The organism is Geobacter sulfurreducens PCA (assembly GCF_000007985.2).
Lineage (GTDB): Bacteria > Desulfobacterota > Desulfuromonadia > Geobacterales > Geobacteraceae > Geobacter > Geobacter sulfurreducens.
Genome location: NC_002939.5, coordinates 1 through 19,297, shown reverse-complemented (window position 1 = coordinate 19,297; position 19,297 = coordinate 1). Strand labels below are relative to the sequence as shown.

Annotated in this window: 11 protein-coding genes; all 11 read right to left on the bottom strand. The window is 61.3% G+C overall.

Annotation, left to right across the window (positions count from 1 at the left end; genetic code table 11):
- The gene (locus tag GS_RS00055; protein WP_010940688.1) at nt 1–2,184 is read right to left on the bottom strand and encodes a hybrid sensor histidine kinase/response regulator; all 2,184 of its coding nucleotides are present in this window, start codon (nt 2,182–2,184) and stop codon (nt 1–3) included.
- Complete coding sequence (locus GS_RS00050; RefSeq protein WP_010940687.1) at nt 2,181–3,680, bottom strand: sensor histidine kinase; 1,500 nt, start codon at nt 3,678–3,680, stop codon at nt 2,181–2,183. Before GS_RS00050 ends, GS_RS00055 begins: the two co-directional genes overlap by 4 nt.
- Nucleotides 3,681–3,684: 4 nt before the next feature.
- Complete coding sequence (locus tag GS_RS00045; RefSeq protein WP_010940686.1) at nt 3,685–5,235, bottom strand: ATP-binding response regulator; 1,551 nt, start codon at nt 5,233–5,235, stop codon at nt 3,685–3,687.
- On the bottom strand, nt 5,232–7,520 hold the full coding sequence (locus GS_RS00040; RefSeq protein ID WP_010940685.1) for an ATP-binding protein: 2,289 nt from the start codon (nt 7,518–7,520) through the stop codon (nt 5,232–5,234). The genes GS_RS00045 and GS_RS00040 overlap by 4 nt, the downstream gene beginning before the upstream one ends.
- A 97-nt stretch (nt 7,521–7,617) precedes the next feature.
- A complete protein-coding gene (locus tag GS_RS00035) occupies nt 7,618–8,625 on the bottom strand; it encodes an NAD(P)H-dependent glycerol-3-phosphate dehydrogenase (RefSeq protein WP_010940684.1) in 1,008 nt (335 codons plus the stop codon).
- Between the two features lie 44 nt (nt 8,626–8,669).
- Nucleotides 8,670–10,238 (bottom strand): HEAT repeat domain-containing protein, encoded by a 1,569-nt coding sequence (locus tag GS_RS00030; RefSeq protein WP_010940683.1) that lies wholly within the window; start codon nt 10,236–10,238, stop codon nt 8,670–8,672.
- 70 nt (nt 10,239–10,308) lie between these two features.
- A complete protein-coding gene (gyrA, locus tag GS_RS00025; RefSeq protein ID WP_010940682.1) occupies nt 10,309–12,882 on the bottom strand; it encodes a DNA gyrase subunit A in 2,574 nt (857 codons plus the stop codon).
- 127 nt (nt 12,883–13,009) lie between these two features.
- On the bottom strand, nt 13,010–15,397 hold the full coding sequence (gene gyrB, locus GS_RS00020; protein WP_010940681.1) for a DNA topoisomerase (ATP-hydrolyzing) subunit B: 2,388 nt from the start codon (nt 15,395–15,397) through the stop codon (nt 13,010–13,012).
- 10 nt (nt 15,398–15,407) lie between these two features.
- On the bottom strand, nt 15,408–16,505 hold the full coding sequence (gene recF, locus GS_RS00015) for a DNA replication/repair protein RecF (protein ID WP_010940680.1): 1,098 nt from the start codon (nt 16,503–16,505) through the stop codon (nt 15,408–15,410).
- Between the two features lie 80 nt (nt 16,506–16,585).
- The gene (dnaN, locus tag GS_RS00010; RefSeq protein ID WP_010940679.1) at nt 16,586–17,704 is read right to left on the bottom strand and encodes a DNA polymerase III subunit beta; all 1,119 of its coding nucleotides are present in this window, start codon (nt 17,702–17,704) and stop codon (nt 16,586–16,588) included.
- Nucleotides 17,705–17,930: 226 nt separating this feature from the next.
- Nucleotides 17,931–19,268, bottom strand: coding sequence for a chromosomal replication initiator protein DnaA (dnaA, locus tag GS_RS00005; RefSeq protein WP_010940678.1), 1,338 nt, complete (start codon nt 19,266–19,268; stop codon nt 17,931–17,933).
- Nucleotides 19,269–19,297 lie beyond the last annotated feature (29 nt).

Genomic DNA, 19,297 nt, shown 5'->3' with positions numbered 1-19,297 from the left:
CTACCTCGCTTCGCCCCGGAGGGGAACGACGCACGTGTTATCCATGGGGAACAGGAGGGAAAAGACGCTCCCGCCGCCTCCCTCGCCCGACGTCACCCAGACCATGCCGCCGTGGGCGTCCATGATCCCCTTGACGATGGAAAGGCCGAGCCCCGACCCCTTGGACATGAAGCCGGTCTTGCCGGAGGAGTGGTACTCGATGTCGCCGACGCCGTAGAATTTCTCGAAGATCCGCACCGCCTCATCGGGAGGGATTCCGATCCCCGTATCGGCCACGTCCAAGCGGTAGAACCCGGGATGCCCCGCGATATTGGCGGGGAAATCCCGGTAGAACGGGCGCAGCAGCTCCTCGTCCGCCGTGAGTTCCTCCATGGTGACCAGCCGGCCGGTAATGGCAATCCGTCCGCCGTCAGGGGTAAACTTGATGGCGTTTTCCGTCAGGTTGCGGACCGCGAGGCGGCAAAAACCCTCGTCCGCCGGCACGCGGCAGGGATCGTCGGCGATTTCCAGGCGGATGTCCCGCTCGGACAGGGGGAGCAGCAGGGTCTGCCGTACCTCCTGACAGAGATCCGACAGCTTCACGGGACGGGTATGGACGGCGAACCCCTTGGCCTCTATCCGTGAGATGGAGAGGAGATCGTCGACGATTCCCTTGAGCTGGGTCACCCCCTCGTATACCGACTGCATCATCTCCTTCTGCTCGGGGGTCATGGGAATGTCGCTGTAGAAGAGGAGGAACTGCAACCCACCGATGATGGAAGTGAGCGGCGTCTTCAGCTCATGGGAAGCCATACCGATAAAGCTGTTTTTGGAGGCATTCAGGCGCCCCAGTTCGATGTTCGCCCGCTTCACCTCCTCCAGGTTCTCCTTGAGGGCCTTGCGGCTACGGACAAGCTCCTCGTTCTTCTCCTTCATCCGATCGTAGAGGGTGTGATTCTCGATGAGGACCGCCATCTGATTGGCGATGGAGTTGAGAAGGAACACCTCCCGGTCAGTGTATTCCCGGTTGGGGCGATGGGCCACGAACAGGGTGCCCAGGACGCCGGAGCCGATCTTGAGGGGGAGGGCGCACCAGGCTCCCATACCCATGGCTTCCGCGGCCGCTTCCGCCTCCGGGCCGAAATGACCGGCGATCTCGGCAGCCTTGAAGCTTTTGCCGTCGAGCACATCCTTGACCCAGGGGAGGCTGCGCGACAGGGAGCCGAAGGACTCGGCAAACTCCCGCGACAGCCCCAGCCAGGCGCTGAGGTTCAGACTTCCTTTCTCCATGAGATGAATGCAGGACCAGTCGATCTGGAGCATCTGGTGCAGCTGGGAGAGGAGATCAACCATGATCCGCTTGGAGCCCCGCTGGGAGTTGAGGCGAAAGGCCACGGCGTAGAGGGTGAGGAGCTCCCGGTCCGTGAGCTTTTTCTCTTCCTCCATCCGCTTGCGTTTGGTGATGTCCTTGATCACGTAGACGTAGCCATGCTCATTTTCGGTGGGGTGCATCGGGTAGCAGGCAGCGTTGTACCACCCGGGCAGCCGGGGAAAGCGGACATCGTCTTCGTCCGCCTTGAGATCGGCGCAGAGGCCGAAGATGCTTTCACCGGCGGGATCGTTGCCGTAAAAGAGCTCAGTGATGTTTGTGCCGATCACATCGTTGTAGGTGGTATCGAAGTACTGAATCAGCTTGCTGTTGCAGCGGATGATGGTACCGGTGGGATCGGTCAGGACCACGATGTCCGACACGGCGTCAAAGGCCGCTTCCCACTCGATCTTGCCTTGGCGGATGGAGCGTTCGGCCCGGCGACGGGTCCGCCGCTCCGATGCCTCGCGGATTTCCCGGTCCACGGCCGGAATGAGGCGGGAGAGGTTTCCTTTCATGAGGTAATCGTGGGCACCGGCGCGCATGGCGTCCACAAGCATGTCCTCACCGATCTTCCCCGACACGATGATGAAGGGTAGATCGAGACCGCTGCGCTTGAGGATTTGAAGCGCTGCCGGCGCGGTGAACTGGGGCAGGCGGTAGTCGGAAATGACAATGTCCCACTCCCGCTTCACCAGTGCCTCGCGCATGGCGGCGGCAGTCTCGACCCGCTCGTGCTCCACGCTGTAGCCGCCGCGCTTCAGGTCGTTCAGGAGCAGCAGGGCATCGTCCTCGCTATCCTCCACGAGAAGCAGTCGCAGTTTCTTTTCGGTCATTGGGTTGTTCCGTCCTCTTTGTCGGAATTCCGGGCGAGGTGCTCTTCCTCGCCCAGGGTGAAGTAGAATGTGGCACCGTGATCCGGGGCTGCCTCGACCCAGACGGTACCGCCGTGCCGCTCCACGATGCGGCGCACCGTGGCGAGACCGATGCCGGTTCCCTCGAACTCGTCGGCACTGTGCAGGCGCTGGAACGGGGTGAAGAGCTTGCCGGCAAAGGTCATGTCGAAACCGACCCCGTTGTCACGGACTAGGTAGACGGGCCGCCCGCTGCCCTGTTCCTCAACGGCAAACTCGATGACGGCATCGGCGCGCTTGCCGGTGTACTTCCACGCGTTGCTCAGGAGATTTTCCAGCACAACCCGCAACAGCCGCGGGTCGCCGAACGCCATGACCCCCTCCGTGATGCGCAGGGTCACATCCTCCCGCCCTTCGATCTGTTTCAGCCCCAGGCCGATCACCTGGGCAAGCGCGCTCAGGTTCACCTGGCGTTTTTCCAGCTCGCTCCGGCTCACATTGGCCAGCTGCAACAGGTCGTCGATGAGACACCCCATCCGCTGGGCAGCCGACCTGATTCTCTGGATGTATCCCTTGCCCGCGGTATCGATCCGCTCCCCGTAATCCTCCACCAGCATCCTGCTGAAGCCGTCGATGTGCCTGAGCGGCGCCCTCAGGTCATGGGACACGGAGTAGCTGAAGGACTCCAGCTCGCGATTCGCCCGTTGCAATTCCTGGGTACGCGCCTCCACCCGCTCCTCCAACTCGGCGTTGAGACGACGGACTTCTTCATCCGCCTTGATCCGCTCGGTTACGTTGCTGGCCAAAACCACTTCTGCGGGCCGACCGCCGAAATCAAGGGTATGAGAGGTAATCTCGACGGCGATCAGGGTCCCGTCCTTTTTCCGGTGGCACTGGATACCGGTCGGCTTCAGGCAGGGACATTCCCGTGCCTGCGCCGCGCCCTCCCCGGGGGCCGGACTACCGGCGGCCGGCCCGATATCACGCATGGTCATGGCGAGGAACTCCTCGCGCGAGTAGCCGTAATGTGTTACCGCGGCGTCGTTTACCTCCAGAAAGGCCTTGGTGTCAAGGTCGCAGACCCACATGGGGTGTGGATTGCTGGCAAACAGAACGCGATAGCGCTCCTCTGACGCGCGCAAAGCCTGGTTCGTCTCGTGCAGCTCAAATTGGCTCTTTTCATACTCGTCCAGCTGCTGGCGCAGTTCTTCTTCCACCATGCACAGCTCTTCGTTGCGGGCGCGTAGTTCGTCTTCGGCCCGTTCAGCGCTCAGTGCGTAGCGGCGGACGAGCCAGTAGAGCAGGCCGGCGGTTGCGGCCACGTAAAACCATCCCTTAGCGGTCTGCAGTCGGGTGAGCTGCGCCGCCTCCGGTGCGATCCCCGTCAGGATGCGGTCGGAAAAAAGAATCCAGAACATCCCCACCACAAGGTAGATGGCCGCAATTTGATGGGGAGCACGGCGATGTTCGTTGCCCATGCCGTTATCCTCCCGTCGCGGCGTACGCTTCGTTCGTGAGAGGGAACAGCATGTTGAAGGAACTGCCTTCCCCTTCGACGCTCTCCGCCCAGATATAGCCGTGGTGGGCGTCCATCACCTTGCGGCAGAAGGCAAGGCCGAGCCCGGTGCCGGTCGATTTCCCCAACCTGCGGTTGCGGGCCTGGACAAAGCGATCGAAGATGCTGACGAGGGAGTCGGCCGGGATGCCGACCCCCGTGTCCCGCACCGTGATGAGCAGATGAGGGTTCAGCGGCGGCAACGGCACATCGGGATAGCTTTCCCGGGGAATGCGGCCCACAAGTTCTGCCGGGTCGTTCAGAAGCCGGGCGCTCACCTCGATCTCTCCCCCCTCTTGGGTAAACTTGATGGCATTGGCAATGAGATTGCCCATGAGCCTGGCGAACTGGTTGCGGTCCAGCGACAGGGCCAGAGGATAGTCGGGGAGCGTCAGAACCAGGGCAATGCCCGCCCGTCGGGCCACTGAGTCGAAACGCCCTAGGGTCCGGGCCATGAGCGGTCCCAGGTCTTCGAGCCGGGCCGCCATGACCATTCTCCCCGCCTCGAACCTGTGGACGTCGAGCAGCGTGTCGATCATATCCACCATCTCGGCACAGCTTTCCATGGCCGAATCAAGGTAGGAGCGCTGCTCTGCGTTGACCGGGCCGATCCGCCCCTCCCGCACCAGGTCGATGGAGCCGACCACGGCGGTGATGGGGGTCTTCAAGTCGTGGGAGAGCATGGAGACGAAATCCTCGCGCTCCCGTTCAAGGGCCTTGAGGGTGGAGATGTCCCTGATGATTTCCACGCATCCCATCATTTCCCCGCCAGCGCCCTTGAGGGGAGTTGCGCTGGACAGGACCGGGATCATGCCACCGCCCGCCTGCACGGCATAGGTCACGTCAAGACAGGGGTCGCCGGTGGCCAGCACCACGCGACAGGGGAGGCGCTCCCCCGGGATATCTGTTTTCAGGAGTAGCTCCACCGGCTGATTCTGTACTCCGTCGGCCGCAATGCCGAAGCGTTCCTCGGCTGCCCGGTTGATGGTGATGATCCTTCCCTCGCGGTCCACCGCCACGAGAAGGTCCGCCATCCCCCGAAGGATCGCCCCCATCTTCCGCCGTTCCTCGTCGAGCACCCGTTGCAGCCGCTCGTTTTCAAGTCTGGTCCGGTTGAACTGGATGGCGCGTTCCACTCGCTTTTTCATATCATCGGAGGAAAAGGGCTTGGAGATGTAATCCACCGCCCCCTTTTTCATGGCCTCTACGGCGATGTCCTCGCTCCCGTGGGCGGTCATCATGATCACCACCAGATCGGGCCACCGGTCCCGGATTCGCTCCAGGACCTCGATTCCGTCCATGCGCGGCATGCGGATATCGAGCAATACCAGGTCGAAGCTCTCCCGTTCGAGAGCGTCCAGGGCCTCGATCCCGTCCCGCGCCCGCATGGTCCGATAGCCGGCATCCTCCAGTTGCAGCTTGAGGATGAGGGCGATATCCGCTTCATCGTCGACGATGAATACCTTGTAGCCGCTCATGGCTCTCCCTCGTGGATGGGAACGGTGAAGGTGAACACGTTGCCTCCGCCGATTCCTTCAGAGTAGAAAATCCTGCCGTGGTGCCGTTCGACGATCTCCTTACAGATGGCAAGCCCCAGCCCGGTGCCGCCATGCTGCCGCCGGTCGCCGCTGTCAATCTGCTGAAACCTCTTGAAAAGTTTCCCCCGGTCGGCCCACTGGATCTCGCGTCCGCGGTCCTTGACCGACACGGCGACAAAGTTGTCGCTCTGCTCGGCAGAGATGGTTACCACTGCTCCCCGTGGTGAAAATTTCACCGCGTTCGCAATGAGGTTGGTCAGAACCTGCCCCAGCCGGTCACCGTCGCCGTATATGGCGGGCAGATCGGCCGACACCTCGTTGACGACCGTTACGCCGTGCTCCCGGGCAAATCCCTCCAGCTCCCGCACCGACCACTCCACCAGCTCAGCCGGCGAGTGGGGCGAAAGGGCAAACTCCATTTTGCCCGATTCGATCTTGGCGATATCAAGGATGTCGTTGACCAGTCGGATGAGCCGCTCGGTATTGCGGAGACATACGCCGAGCAGTTCTTTTTCCACATCGGTGAAGCCCCTGCTCTTGTCCACGATCAGCTGGAGCGAACCCTTGATGGAGGTGAGGGGGGTCTTGAGTTCATGGGAGACGGTGGAAATGAACTCGGTTTTCATCCGGTCCACCTCCTCCTCGGCGGTCACGTCGCGGACGGACATGACCACGCCGGCAAAATGCCCATCACCATCGACCAGGGGCGCCAGGGTGACCTTGAGCTTTTTCCCCCGGGCGTCCAGATCGACTTCCCTGACCGTTGCCTGGTCACGGTTTTCCCCCATGGAGGTGATGTGCTCCACGAGCCGGCAGAACTCCCCCTGGTTGCAGATATCCAGAATAGGCTGACCGACCACGCGGTGGGGCACCATCTCGAAAAGCTGCTGGGCCGCCGGATTGAACAGGATGACGCGCCCGTCCCGGTCGGTCACCGCGATCCCCTCTGCCATGCTGGTAAGGATCGCCTCGAGCCGTCCCATTTCCACCTGCAATGCGGCGGTCCGCTCCTCCACCCGTCGCTCCAGGAATTCGTTCATGTCCGTGAGTTTGAGATTGAGGTTCTCCAGGTCGTGGGCCTTGGTCCGGATGGTTCGGTCGCGCTCGTCAATGGCTGCGGCCATCCGGTTGAATGCCTCGGCCAACTCTCCGATCTCGTCGGAGGAAGTGACCGCGACCCGCTGCTGCAGTTCCCCTTCCTCAATGCGTCGAACCCCGTCCGCAAGCTCGCGAACAGGTTTCGTCAGCCTGAGCGATACCCAGTAGGCGGTGACAAAGGACAACACGAGGCCCAGGATCGCCGACGCCACGATATTGCCCAGGCTCCCCTGCAGAACCCCCTTGTAGTCGTCGCGGGAAAGCGCCACGACCAGGGCTCCGACAAAATCGCCCCTGCTATTGGTAAGGGGATCGAAGGCCGCAGTGAAGACCTTGCCGCCGATCTCCGCATCGCCCCTGAACGGGAGCCCCTGCCTGAGGCCCCCCAGAATCCGCGCAGGAATTGCCTGGGGTCCGTTTTTTCCGAAACTGTCGGGGGGGATGATCTCCTTGCGGGTGATGGTCACATACACCTGTCTGCCGAAAACTTCCTGAACCTGCGACGGGAGCCTGGTGTCGGTTTCGAGGATGTCTCCGGCCACGAAGGCACCGACCATGGCCCCCCTGGTGTCCACGACCGGCACCACCACCGTCTGCATCATGACCTCGCCCGTGTTCCCGGCGTCTCCCCCGCGACAGTAGTTAACCAGCCCTTCGCTGCAGAGGAACTCGGTCGTCACGAGTTCAGTCGAGACGATAGGATGCCTCTCCCTGAGGGCACGCTCCACGACCGGCGTCAACTCAAACGTTCTGTCCATGCGGTACTGGTTCCCGCCGGTGATGACCGTACCCCGGGAATCAACAAACACGATCAACTCCACGAAGGGGAGGATCATCATCCAGCGGCGGGCTGCATCCCGCAGCCAGAGGCTGTCGCGGGCGACCATGCGTTCGCGGACGGGCGGCGCAGAGGCCGGATGCATGAGAGAGTACTGGATCTGCTCGGCCCGGTTTGTGTACTGGTCCTTGGCATACCGGACCTGTTCGGCCAGTTTGCGGGACAGTTCCGCCTCGAGGGAAGAATCGACGGTTCTAATGGTAATAACGACGAGAAAGGAATAGGAAACGAGAAGAATGAGCAGGATGGCGAGAAAAATTTTTGTGCGGATCGCGAGCAACGATTTCATTGCAATCCCTTCAGCGAGACCGTCTCCGGTCTCTTTCGGGCACGGATACACGAACGGTGCTACTCAGTGTGAAGAGACGGCGAGGCCCCATGATCTCTTACCAGCGCTCCGCCTTGAGGTCGCGGGTCATGAGTTCCATTACTGCCTGGCGGGCCGGCTTGTCCTCGTGGAGCACCTGGTAGACCTTCTCGGTTATCGGCATCTCGACCCCTGTCCGGCGGGCAAGACGGTACGCCGACTCGGCGGTTTTCACCCCCTCCGCCACCATGCGCATCTCTCCCAGGACATCAGCCAGCTTCATCCCCTGGCCCAGCTTCATGCCAACGGTCCGGTTGCGCGAAAGGTCTCCGGTGCACGTGAGCACCAGGTCACCCATGCCGGCAAGGCCCGCAAAAGTTTCCGGCTGGGCCCCCATGGAGAGCCCCAGTCGGGTCATCTCTGCCAGGCCGCGGGTGATCAGGGCTGCACGGGTATTGTGGCCGAGGCCCAGACCGTCCGAGATCCCGGCCGCCACGGCAATGACGTTCTTGAGGGCACCGCCGATCTCAACTCCCACCACGTCGGTATTGGTGTAGACCCGGAAGGACGGCGTGGTGAAGAGACGCTGCACTGCCGCAGCCACGGCAGGGTCGCCCGAAGCCGCCACCACCGCCGTCGGCATCTCAAGGGAGACTTCGCGGGCAAAGCTCGGTCCGGACAGGACGCTGAAACACCGGGCGACCTCCGGCGGCAGTACCGCCGCGCAGACTTGGTCCATGGTCATGAGGGTGTCGAGCTCTATCCCCTTGGAGGCGTTCACCAGCACCACGCCGGGACGCAGCAGCGGCGCCAGTTGCGCCAGCACTCCGCGCATCACCTGGGAGGGCGAAACGAGAACCAGGAAGTCCTTCCCGGTGGCCGCCTCCTCCAGGGAGTTGGTGAACGAAAGGGCGGGAGCGAGTTCGATGCCGGGGAGAAAAAGGGAGTTGACCCGCGTTGCACGCATCTCTTCCACCAACTCGGCCTCATAGGCCCAGAGTGTCACGTCAAGCCCCTTTCGGGCCAACAGATTCGCCAGCGTCGTTCCCCAGCTTCCCGCTCCGATCACACCGATACGTTCACTCATGTCCGCCACTCCCAACCGATGATGTGCTCCTGTGCCGAGCACCACTAGTCCCACTCCCCTTCATACTCCTCGTCCCGACGCGTAGGTGGGAACTCGTATCCCTCGGCCCGGGCCTCCCTGACCATCTCGATCAGGTCCAGCAACCAGCGCCTGATGAACGGCTGACGGTGGAGCGGGACCAGTTCCTCCCGGATGCTCCGGGCTGCTGCCAGGCTCTGCTCCACCAGCGAGCACTCCCGGCCGCTGCGCACCATCAGATCAGCGGCAAGCAAGAGGCGCCGGACAAGCCGCTCCCGGCGCGGCGCCACATAACGCCGGCACCAGCTTTCCAGGAACCGGTCAACGGCGGCTTCATCCCCCCGGCCGAAGGGATCCCCCTCCAGCCGGTCCAGGTCATCGGCAAGAAGCCGGACCCGCTCGTTGAAGATGAACCACCCGTCGAAAAACCAATCCCGAATGAGATCGTCTCCCACCGCGATCCGGGAAGGGGTGCAGGCCTTCGCGACCTCATCCTCCCCGAAGGGGGGCTCATAGGCGACCGGCGTCAGATCCACCTCAGCAAAGATCGAACGGCGGACGTAAAATTCGGGGGGGAGGTAAAACCCGCTCCCGATGCTCCTCTGGATGGCATCCCGCACCAACAGCACCGCAAAGGCGGGATCCACCGCCACAAGGGTGTCCTCCACATGGTGTTCCCGCAGCAGATCCTGGAATCCTTCGGAGGAGAGGCCGCTCCATCCCCAGGCGTCGCGCATCCCCTCGCTCTCATGGAGTTCCATGAACAGGGTATCGATAATGCCGGGTCCTGTCCAGCGAGCGACCATCACGCATGAGTAGCCGGACGCATCAGCGGTGCCGGTGAAGGCCGCCGCAAAGGGAAGAGGAGCAGGAGTTTCACCCGCCGGCGTGAACCCCAGAAAAGCAAGCCGACGCAGACTCCGCTCAGCCGGGGCCCGGTATGCGTCCGGCGCGGCGGCGAGAAAATCCCGCAGCAGATCGGCGGCCTCCGGATACCGGACGCGGCCGAGGGTCTCAATGACCGTCGGCAGGGTCTCGGGCTCATCAAAGCCCAGCAGGACCCGGAAGAGCTCCACAACCCTCCGGTCGTCGACGAGCGGCAGCTCACGCACCACGGCCTGTTGGGCCTCGGGCGTGTAGGTGACAAGCCCCTCCATGAACGTGACGAGTCCCCGCTCACCCCTGTCCAGAAGCCGCGGGAGAGTGAGGCGCAGGCCGCCCGCCCGATCCGTGATCGGTGCGAAGAGGGGGGAGGAGACGTCCACGCCGTACTCATTCAGGATGGACAGAAGGGCCGATTTCCCCTCATCGTCCAGGTCGCGGCGGGCAAGGGTGATGGCCACGAGCTGGTCGAGCCAGGCGTCGTCCTCGAAGAATTCCAGCAGTGCCGCGTAGCGGGCGATCATCTCCGGGTCCGTCTCGCGGCGCAGGCACCGGAAGAGAGGGGAAAGGGCCCGGCGTCCCTCCTTACGGAGCGAGGAACCGATCTCGTCCATCTCGGCGGGGGACAGATCCTCTTTCTTTAAGCGCTCCAGAAGGTCGAGAATATCGCGACGCTCCCGCAGGCTCATGTCGATGGTACGGTGACGTTCCATAACGGGGGCCTGGGACCGGAAACCGCGGACCGGAATAAATAATCCGGTTACGGATCGCGGCCCGTCGCGGCTACTCCTCCACGACCTCCGCGTCGGGGAGATCATCGCCTCCGTCGGCGCCGTCGTCCCCTTCATCCTTCTCGGCCAGCTTTGCCACGGCCACGATCCGCTCGTTCTGCTCGGCGGTCATGAGCCTCACCCCCTGGGTGTTGCGGCCGATGACCGAGAACTGGGCCACGGGAATCCGGAGGATCTTCCCCTGGTCGGTGATGAGCATCAGGTCGTTTTCATCGGTTACTTGCATGATGTCCACCACGCAGCCGTTGCGCTCGGTGGTCTTGATGGTGATGATCCCCTTGCCGCCGCGGGACTGGACCCGGTACTCATCCAGTTCGGTCCGCTTGCCGAAGCCATTCTCGGTGACGGTGAAAATGGTGGAGCCAGTGGCGTTGGGATTGATGATCTCCATGCCGATGACCACGTCGTCGTCCTCCAGGGACATTCCCCGCACACCGCGGGAGACCCGGCCCATGGGTCGGGCGTCATCCTCGTGGAAGCGGATCGACTTGCCGTTCTTCGATGCCAGGAGCACGTCCTGCCTGCCATCGGTCAGGGCCACGGCAATCAGCTTGTCCCCATCGTCCAGATTCACGGCAATGATCCCGCCGCTGCGGATGTTGGCATATTCCCGCAGGGGACTCTTCTTCACCACTCCGAGCCGGGTTGCCATGATGATATTGCGGTCGTCGTCGAATCCCTTCACCGAGAGAATGGCGGTGATCTGCTCATTCTCCTGAAGGTTCAGAAGGTTGACAATGGCCTTGCCACGGGTGGCCCGGCCCCCCTCGGGGATCTCGTAGACCTTGATCTGGTAGACCTTGCCGGCGTCGGTGAAAAAGAGCATGAAGTCCTTGCTGGAGGCGACGAAGAGGTGCTCGACGAAATCCTCCTCCTTGGTCTTCATGCCGGTCTTCCCCTTGCCCCCCCTGCGCTGGGAGCGGTACTGGGAAACTGCGGTCCGCTTGATGTAGCCGGTGTGGGAGACGGTGACCACCACGTCCTCCTCGACAATGGTGTCCTCCAGGGAGATCTCGGCGCTCCGGTCCACGATCTCGGTGCGGCGCTCGTCGCCGAACTTCTCCTTCAGCTCCCGCAGCTCACCCACGATGATCTTGAGGATCTCCGCCTCGGAGGCGAGGATTTCCTTGAGCCGGGCGATGTATTTGAGGATGTCGTCGTACTCCTGGAGGATCTTGTCCCGCTCCAGGCCTGTCAGGCGGTGGAGCCGCAGGTTCAGGATCTCCTGGGCCTGGACCTCGGTGAGCCGAACCGGTTTCTGGTACTGGCTGTGGATGGCCGGCAGCGGGAGTCCCATCTTCCGCAGCCACTCCTCGTCGGAGAAGAGGCCCGACATGAGCCCTTCCTTGGCCTCGGCCGGGGTCTTGGACCCGCGGATCAGCTCGATGACCGCGTCGAGCCAGTCCAGGGCGATCTTGTACCCTTCCAGGATGTGGGCCCTGGCCTCGGCCTTCTTGAGATCAAAGATGGTGCGCCGGGTGACGATCTCCCGCCGGTGGTCGATGAAGTGGCCGATGGCATCCCGAAGCGTCAGGACCCGCGGCCGCCCCGCCACAATGGCGAGCATGTTGATGCCGAAGGAGGTCTGCATCTGGGTCTGCTTGTAGAGGTGATTCAGGATCACCTGGGGATTCTCGTCCCGCTTGAGATCAATGACGATCCGCATCCCGTCCCGGTCGGACTCGTCGCGGATGTCGCTGATCCCCTCCAGCTTCTTCTCCCGCACCAGTTCGGCGATCTTGGTGATGAGGTTCGCCTTGTTCACCTGATAGGGGATCTCGGTGACGATGATGGACTGGCGCTCGGTCTTCTTGTGGGTCTCGATGGAGGCCCGGGCCCGCATCTGGACGATGCCGCGGCCGGTCCGGTACCCCTGGAGGATTCCCTCCCGGCCGTAGATGAACCCGCCGGTGGGGAAATCGGGGCCGGGGATGAGGGCCAGGAGCTCCTCGAAGCTGATATTCGGATTCTCGATGGTGGCGATAATCCCGTTGATGACCTCCGTAAGGTTGTGGGGAGGTATGTTGGTGGCCATGCCGACGGCGATGCCGGAGGAGCCGTTCACCAGGAGGTTCGGGAACTTGGAGGGAAGCACCAGGGGCTCCGTGAGGGAGCCGTCGTAGTTGGGCCCCAGGTCCACGGTCTCCTTCTCCAGGTCGTTCAGGAGCTCGTGGGCCAACTGCTCCATCCGGATCTCGGTGTACCGCATGGCCGCCGGCGAGTCGCCGTCCACGGAGCCGAAGTTCCCCTGGCCGTCCACCAGTGGATAGCGGAGGGAGAAGTCCTGGGCCATCCGGACGATGGTATCGTAGGCCGCCGCGTCGCCGTGGGGGTGATACTTACCGATCACGTCCCCGACCACCCGGGCCGATTTCTTGTAGGGCTTGTTGTAATCATTGCCCATGTCGTACATGGCGTAGAGGCAGCGGCGGTGCACCGGCTTGAGCCCGTCCCGCACATCGGGGAGGGCCCGGCCGATGATGACGCTCATGGCATAGTCCATGTACGAGCGCTTCATCTCGTCTTCGATGTTGACGGCTGTCTTGTTCAGGGATTGTTCAAGCATTCATAAACCTCTTTATTTCCAAATACATGTAGGGTCGAGACGATGCCTCGCCCGATAACGGCATGGCACCCGTAGGGGTGTGATTCATTGCACCCGGGCGCGATGAATCACACCCCCACATAATCGTCTAAATGTCCAAATTCGACACGTTCAGGGCGTTCTGCTCGATGAAGTCCCGGCGGGGCTCCACCTGGTCCCCCATGAGGATGGTGAATATGGTGTCTGCCTCGATGGCGTCCTCAATCTTCACCTGGAGCAGGGTCCGGTTGACGGGCTCCATGGTGGTTTCCCAGAGCTGCTCCGGGTTCATCTCGCCGAGACCCTTGTAGCGCTGGATGGAGAGCCCCTTCTTGGCGCTGTCCATGAAGAAGGAGAGGAGGTCGAGCCCGATGGTGGTCGCGAAGAGTTCCTTACCCTCGCTGGAGACCACGGCCCGGCCGTCGCCGAAGATATCCCTGACCTTTCGGTAGCTCTCCACCAGGAGCCCGTACTCGTAGGAACCGATGAGGTCGAGCGTATGCTGATCCAGGGCGATCCGGAGGTTGCCGAGCCGCACGATGACCCGCCCGTCGTCCAAGGGGCTGAAATCGCCGCCGTCATAGACCCGGGAGATGTTCGTCAGGAACGGCACCAACTGCTCCATGTCCTCAATCCCCCCCTTGACGCCGAGCCGCAGGAATACCCGTATGAGCTCCTCGTTGATCCCCTTGCGCACTACCTTATCCAGGATGGTCCGATACTCCACCAACTGCTTGAGGATCGGGATGATCTGCTTGCCGCTGTAGGTCTTCTCGCCGCTCTCCAGAAAAAGGAGCATGTCCTCGGTCCCCTCCTCAAGGAGGTAGGCCTGCATGGCCGCCTCATTGCGGAGATAGAGCTCCTTGCGCCCTCGCTTCACCTTATAGAGGGGGGGCTGGGCGATGTAGAGGTGCCCCCGCTCCACCACCTCCGGCATCTGCCGGAAGAAGAAGGTGAGCAGCAGCGTCAGGATGTGGGAGCCGTCCACGTCGGCGTCGGTCATGACGATGATCCGGTGGTAGCGGAGCTTGGCGATGTCGAAGTCGTCTTTCCCGATACCGGTGCCGAGCGCCGTGATAAGGGTCCCGATCTCCTGGGAGGAAAGCATCTTGTCGAACCGGGCCTTCTCCACGTTGAGGATCTTTCCTTTCAGCGGCAGAATGGCCTGGAATTTCCGGTCGCGCCCCTGTTTGGCGGAACCGCCGGCGGAGTCGCCCTCCACCAGGTAGAGTTCGCACAGGGCCGGATCCCGCTCCTGGCAGTCGGCCAGTTTGCCCGGAAGGTTGGAGATGTCCAGGGCGCCCTTGCGCCGGGTCAATTCCCGCGCCTTGCGGGCCGCTTCCCGGGCACGGGCCGCCTCGATGGATTTGCCGATGATGTCTTTGGCGATCTTCGGGTTCTCTTCCAGGAAGACCGCCAGTTTCTCGTTCATGAGGGATTCCACGTACCCCTTAACCTCCGAGTTCCCCAGCTTGGTCTTGGTCTGCCCCTCGAACTGTGGTTGGGGAATCTTGACCGAGATGACCGCCGTGAGACCCTCTCGCAGATCCTCGCCGGAGATGGCAACCTTCTCCTTTTTGAGGAGTTCGTTGGCGGCGGCATAGGTGTTCATGGTCCGGGTGAGGGCCGCCCGGAACCCCACCAAGTGGGTTCCACCCTCGTGGGTGTTGATGTTGTTGGCAAAAGAGAAAACCTTTTCGTCATAGGAATCGTTGTACTGGAGGGCCACCTCCATCTCGACTCCTGCCTTTTCACCCTTGAAGTAGATCGGCTTCGGGTGGAGGGCGGTCCGGTTGCGGTTCAGGTACTCCACAAAGGAGACGATGCCTCCTTCGTAGTGAAAGTCGTGGTGCTTTCCCTCCTCCCGTTCGTCGGTGATGGTGATCCGGACCCCGGCGTTGAGGAACGCCAGCTCCCGGAGCCGCTGGGAAAGAACGTCGAAGGAAAACTCCGTGGTCTCGAAGATGGTATCGTCGGGGAGGAAGGTTATTTTGGTCCCACGCTTTTTCGTTTCCCCCATCACTTCGAGGGGAGTCTGGGGGTCGCCGCAGGCGTAGGACTGGCGGTACACCTTCCCGTCCCGGCGAATCTCCAGCTCCAGCTTCCTGGACAGGGCGTTCACGACCGAGACCCCGACCCCGTGGAGCCCGCCGGAGACCTTATAGGAGGTGTTGTCGAACTTGCCGCCGGCATGGAGGACCGTGAGGGCCACCTCCGCCGCCGGCTTCCCCTCCGTGGGGTGGATGTCGGTAGGAATGCCGCGGCCATTGTCCACCACCGTCAGGGAACCATCCAGATGGATGGTGACGTTCACCTCGTTGCAGTAGCCGGCCAGGGCCTCGTCAATGGAGTTGTCCACGATCTCGTAGACCAGGTGGTGGAGCCCCTGGGCCGCGGTGGAGCCGATGTACATGGCGGGGCGCTTGCGTACCGCCTCGAGCCCCTCCAGGACCTTGATCTTGTCTGCACCGTAATCGTAGTTCTGTTCGTCGGTCATGCCTCTCCCTCTATACAGGCGTCACCGTTCCACGTGAAACGCGAAACGACGCGTGGGTGTCGATCCCCTCCAGACGGAGGGTTGATACATCGGTGGTGGTTATGAAGACCTGCATCCGTTTTCCCCGGAGAAAGGTCATCAGGTTCGCGTTGCGCTCGGGATCCAGTTCCGATGAGATGTCGTCCAGCAGAAGCACCGGCGGCGCACCGTTGAGCCGCTCCAGGTACTCGATCTCGGCCATTTTTACGGCCAGGACAAAGCTCCGCTGCTCCCCTTGGGAGCCGTGGTGGCGGATGACCCGACCGTTCAGGATGAAATCCACGTCATCCCGGTGGGGGCCTACGCCAGTGGCCCCCCGGCGCAGTTCCTCGGCCTCATGGGCTGCCATGAGCTCCCGGAGGGCCGCTGCACAATCGCGTTCGCCCTCGGCGGATGCCAGTCCGTGGCAGCGATAGGCAAGTCCCACCTCCTGGCCCGCACCGGCAATATCCCGGTAAAACTGCCGTACCAGCGGCTCTATCTGAGAAAGGTAGGCCCTTCGCTTTACCATGAGCCGGGCGCCGGCCTCGGCCAGCTGGATTGTCCAGACCTCCAATCCATCCCGTTCGCCCCGCCTCAGCAGAGCATTACGCTGCTTGAGCAGCCGATGGTACTCATGGTGGAGGAGCAGGTACCCCAAGTCGCCGTTGAAGATGGCCCGGTCCAGGTAGCGGCGTCTGAGTTCTGGCCCTCCGCGGGCCATGCCTATCTCCTCTGGAGAAAATACCACGGCGTTCACGGCGCCGAAAAAATCCGCAAGCTTGGTGACCGGTTTCCGGTCAATGCGGGCCTTACGGCCCTCGCGGCCGAGATAGAGGGCTATCTCACGTCTGACCCCCGCCTTGTCGATATCGCCACGTACCAGTGAGTGGGGGGCGTTCCAGGCGATGAGATCATGGGCCTTGGCCATCCGGAACGATTTCATGGTCCCCAGGAGGTAAATGGCCTCCAACACCGACGTTTTTCCCTGTCCATTGGCGCCGTGCAGGACGTTGAACCGCCGATCGAATGAGATTTCCACATGATCGATATTGCGGAAGGCGCTGATGGCAATTGCGTTCAGGTGCATGAATGACCGGCCTGCAAGAAACGGCAAAAGGCCTCTCCCGGGGAGCGGCCTTTGCCTGTTCGTCTCGGAAATACCTTCTCCTACAGACGCATGGGCATAATTACCGCTGTGAAACCGTCGCCGTCAGCCGGCCTCACGATGGCCGGAGAAAGCTCGTCCTTCAGGTGGAGTGCCACGCTGCTCTCATCCAGCACTGCCAGCACATCGATGAGGTACTTGGCATTGAAGCGGATGGAGATGGCATCTCCGGCAAATACGGCGTCCAGTTCTTCGGACGCCTCGCCCAGTTCCGGGTTGCTGGAAGAGATCACCATGCCGCTTTCCTGAATATCCATCTTGATGCCCTTGAACTTTTCGCTGGAAAGGATGGACATCCTGCGCAGCGAATGGAAGAACGGATCCCGCGCCACGGTGACGATCCGGTCATTGGCCACCGGCACCACCCTGGTGTAATCGGGAAACTCTCCGTCCACCAGGCGCATCACCACGACGGTGTTTCCCTTAACGATCACGGCGCTGTTATCCAGGAAGCCCAGGGAAAGCTGGGTCGACTCCTCCTCGCACATCTTTTTCAGCTCGAAGATGCCTTTCTTGGGGAAGATGACCCCCTTGGCCATCTCGGGGCTTACTGCACCGTTGAATTCCCTCTGGGTGATGGAGAGCCGGTGGCCGTCGGTGGCAACCATGCGAAGTATCGAGCGGCCATCTTCCTCGGACGCCTTCACGAAGGTACCGTTCAGATTGTACTTGGTCTCATCGAAGCAGATGGCATACGAGGTTTTCTCGATCATGTCGGCCAGCAGGCCGCTTTCGATCCTGATGAAGCTCTCTTCATTGACCTTGGGGAAATAGGGGAACTCCTCGGAGGAAAGGCCGACAATAGTGAACTTGGCCTTGCCGCAGCGGATCTCCACATAGTCGTTCGCTTTGGTCAGAAATGATATGGTCTCGTCGGGAAGCTCCTTGACTATTTCATAGAGCTTCTTGGCCGATACGGTGATTTTGCCCTGGCTCGCAACCGTTGTGGGGTAGGAGCTCTTCATGCCGACTTCCAGGTCGGTGGCGGTCAGCTCGATCCGATCTTCCAGTGCCTCGATGAGGACGTTGGAGAGGATCGGCATGGTGTTGCGCTTTTCGACGATCCCCTGGATCTTCTGGAGAGCCCGCGAGAAGGTGTCCCTGTCAATCGTGAATTCCATCGCTCCTCCTTTTCAACAGGTCATCATAGTTATGGTTATGTTTTCTTAAAACATCAGTAGAAACAGTAGGGGCTGTGGATATGGGGATAATCGCCCAACGCCCCTTTGTAGCTCGTTATTTTCAGTATGCCGTCCTGTGGGCACGGCGTTGGTTATCCACGGACGTCCTCGGACAGGGACAACGGCATGTAGATAACTGTTCCTCTGTCCACAGGGTTGTTGCCTCTCAGCTCAACAGCCCCTTCCTCAGGGTGTCGACGGTGTTTCTGAGTTCGAAATCCTGACTGAGGAGCTTTTCCACCTTTTTCACCGAGTGGATGATGGTTGAATGATCTTTGCCGCCGAACCGTTCACCGATCTCCGGATATGAAGATTTGGTAAGATCACGGCACAGGAATATGGCAATCTGGCGTGGTATCACCAGCGCCTTGAGCCGCTTGTCCGATTTGAGATCAGCCACCTTGAGGCTGAAGTGTTCGGCCACGAATTTCTGGATCATCTCAACCGTTATTTCCTTCGACTTGTCCACAATGATGTCCTTGAGGACTTCCCGTGCCATGTCGAGGGTGATGTTCTTGCCGGTCAGGCTCGAAACGGCACCGAGTCTGATGAGCATTCCTTCCAGTTCCCGCACGTTGGTTGTTGAGCTGGATGCCAGAAACAGGGCCACATCGTCGGGGAGCGAGATATGGTCCGCATCCGCCTTCTTGCGCAGGATCGCTACCTTGGTTTCCGTGTCGGGCGCCTGGATATCGGCGATGAGGCCCCACTCGAAACGTGAGCGGAGGCGCTCTTCCAGGCCGGGAATATCCTTGGGGAACTTGTCGGACGTCACTACGATCTGCTTGTGGGATTCGTAGAGCGAGTTGAAGGTGTGGAAAAACTCCTCCTGGGTCCGTTCCTTGCCGGCGATGAACTGGATGTCGTCGATGAGAAGAATGTCCATCTTACGGAACTTGTTTCTGAACTGATCCATCTTCTGGTACCGCAGGCAGTTGATGAGTTCGTTCATGAATTTTTCCGACGTGTAGAAACAGATCCGTGCCTTGCGGTTCACCGACAGCACATGGTTGCCGATTGCGTTGAGGAGGTGGGTTTTACCCAGTCCCACGCCACCGTATATGAAAAGGGGATTGTACTTGCCGGCCGGGCTGTTCGCCACCGACTGGGCCGCCGCGTGAGCGAACTGGTTGCTGCCGCCGCAGACGAACGTGTCGAAGGTGTACTTGGGGTTCAGGTTGGTTGAGTGATCGGGCCCCGAACAGGCTTCCGGTTCCGCGGCGGTGACCTCAGAGGCCGCAGGCTGTTTGGGTTTTTCCGTTTTGGGCTTTGCGATCAGAAGTTCGATCTTGGTCTGGGAATCGGTAAGCGATTGAACCGATTCGAGAATCATGGGAAGATAGCTTTCGCTTACCCGGTCCCTGACGAACTGGTTCGGGGCTTCCAGCAGCAGCACATTCTTCTTGGATCCGAGATACTTGATCGGTTCGATCCAGGTGTTAAAGGTCTGATGTGTGAGAACCTTAGCGAGATTGGATTGTGCCTGGAGCCAAACTTCTTCCATAAACCAGACCTTCTCGGGAAACGCGAAGC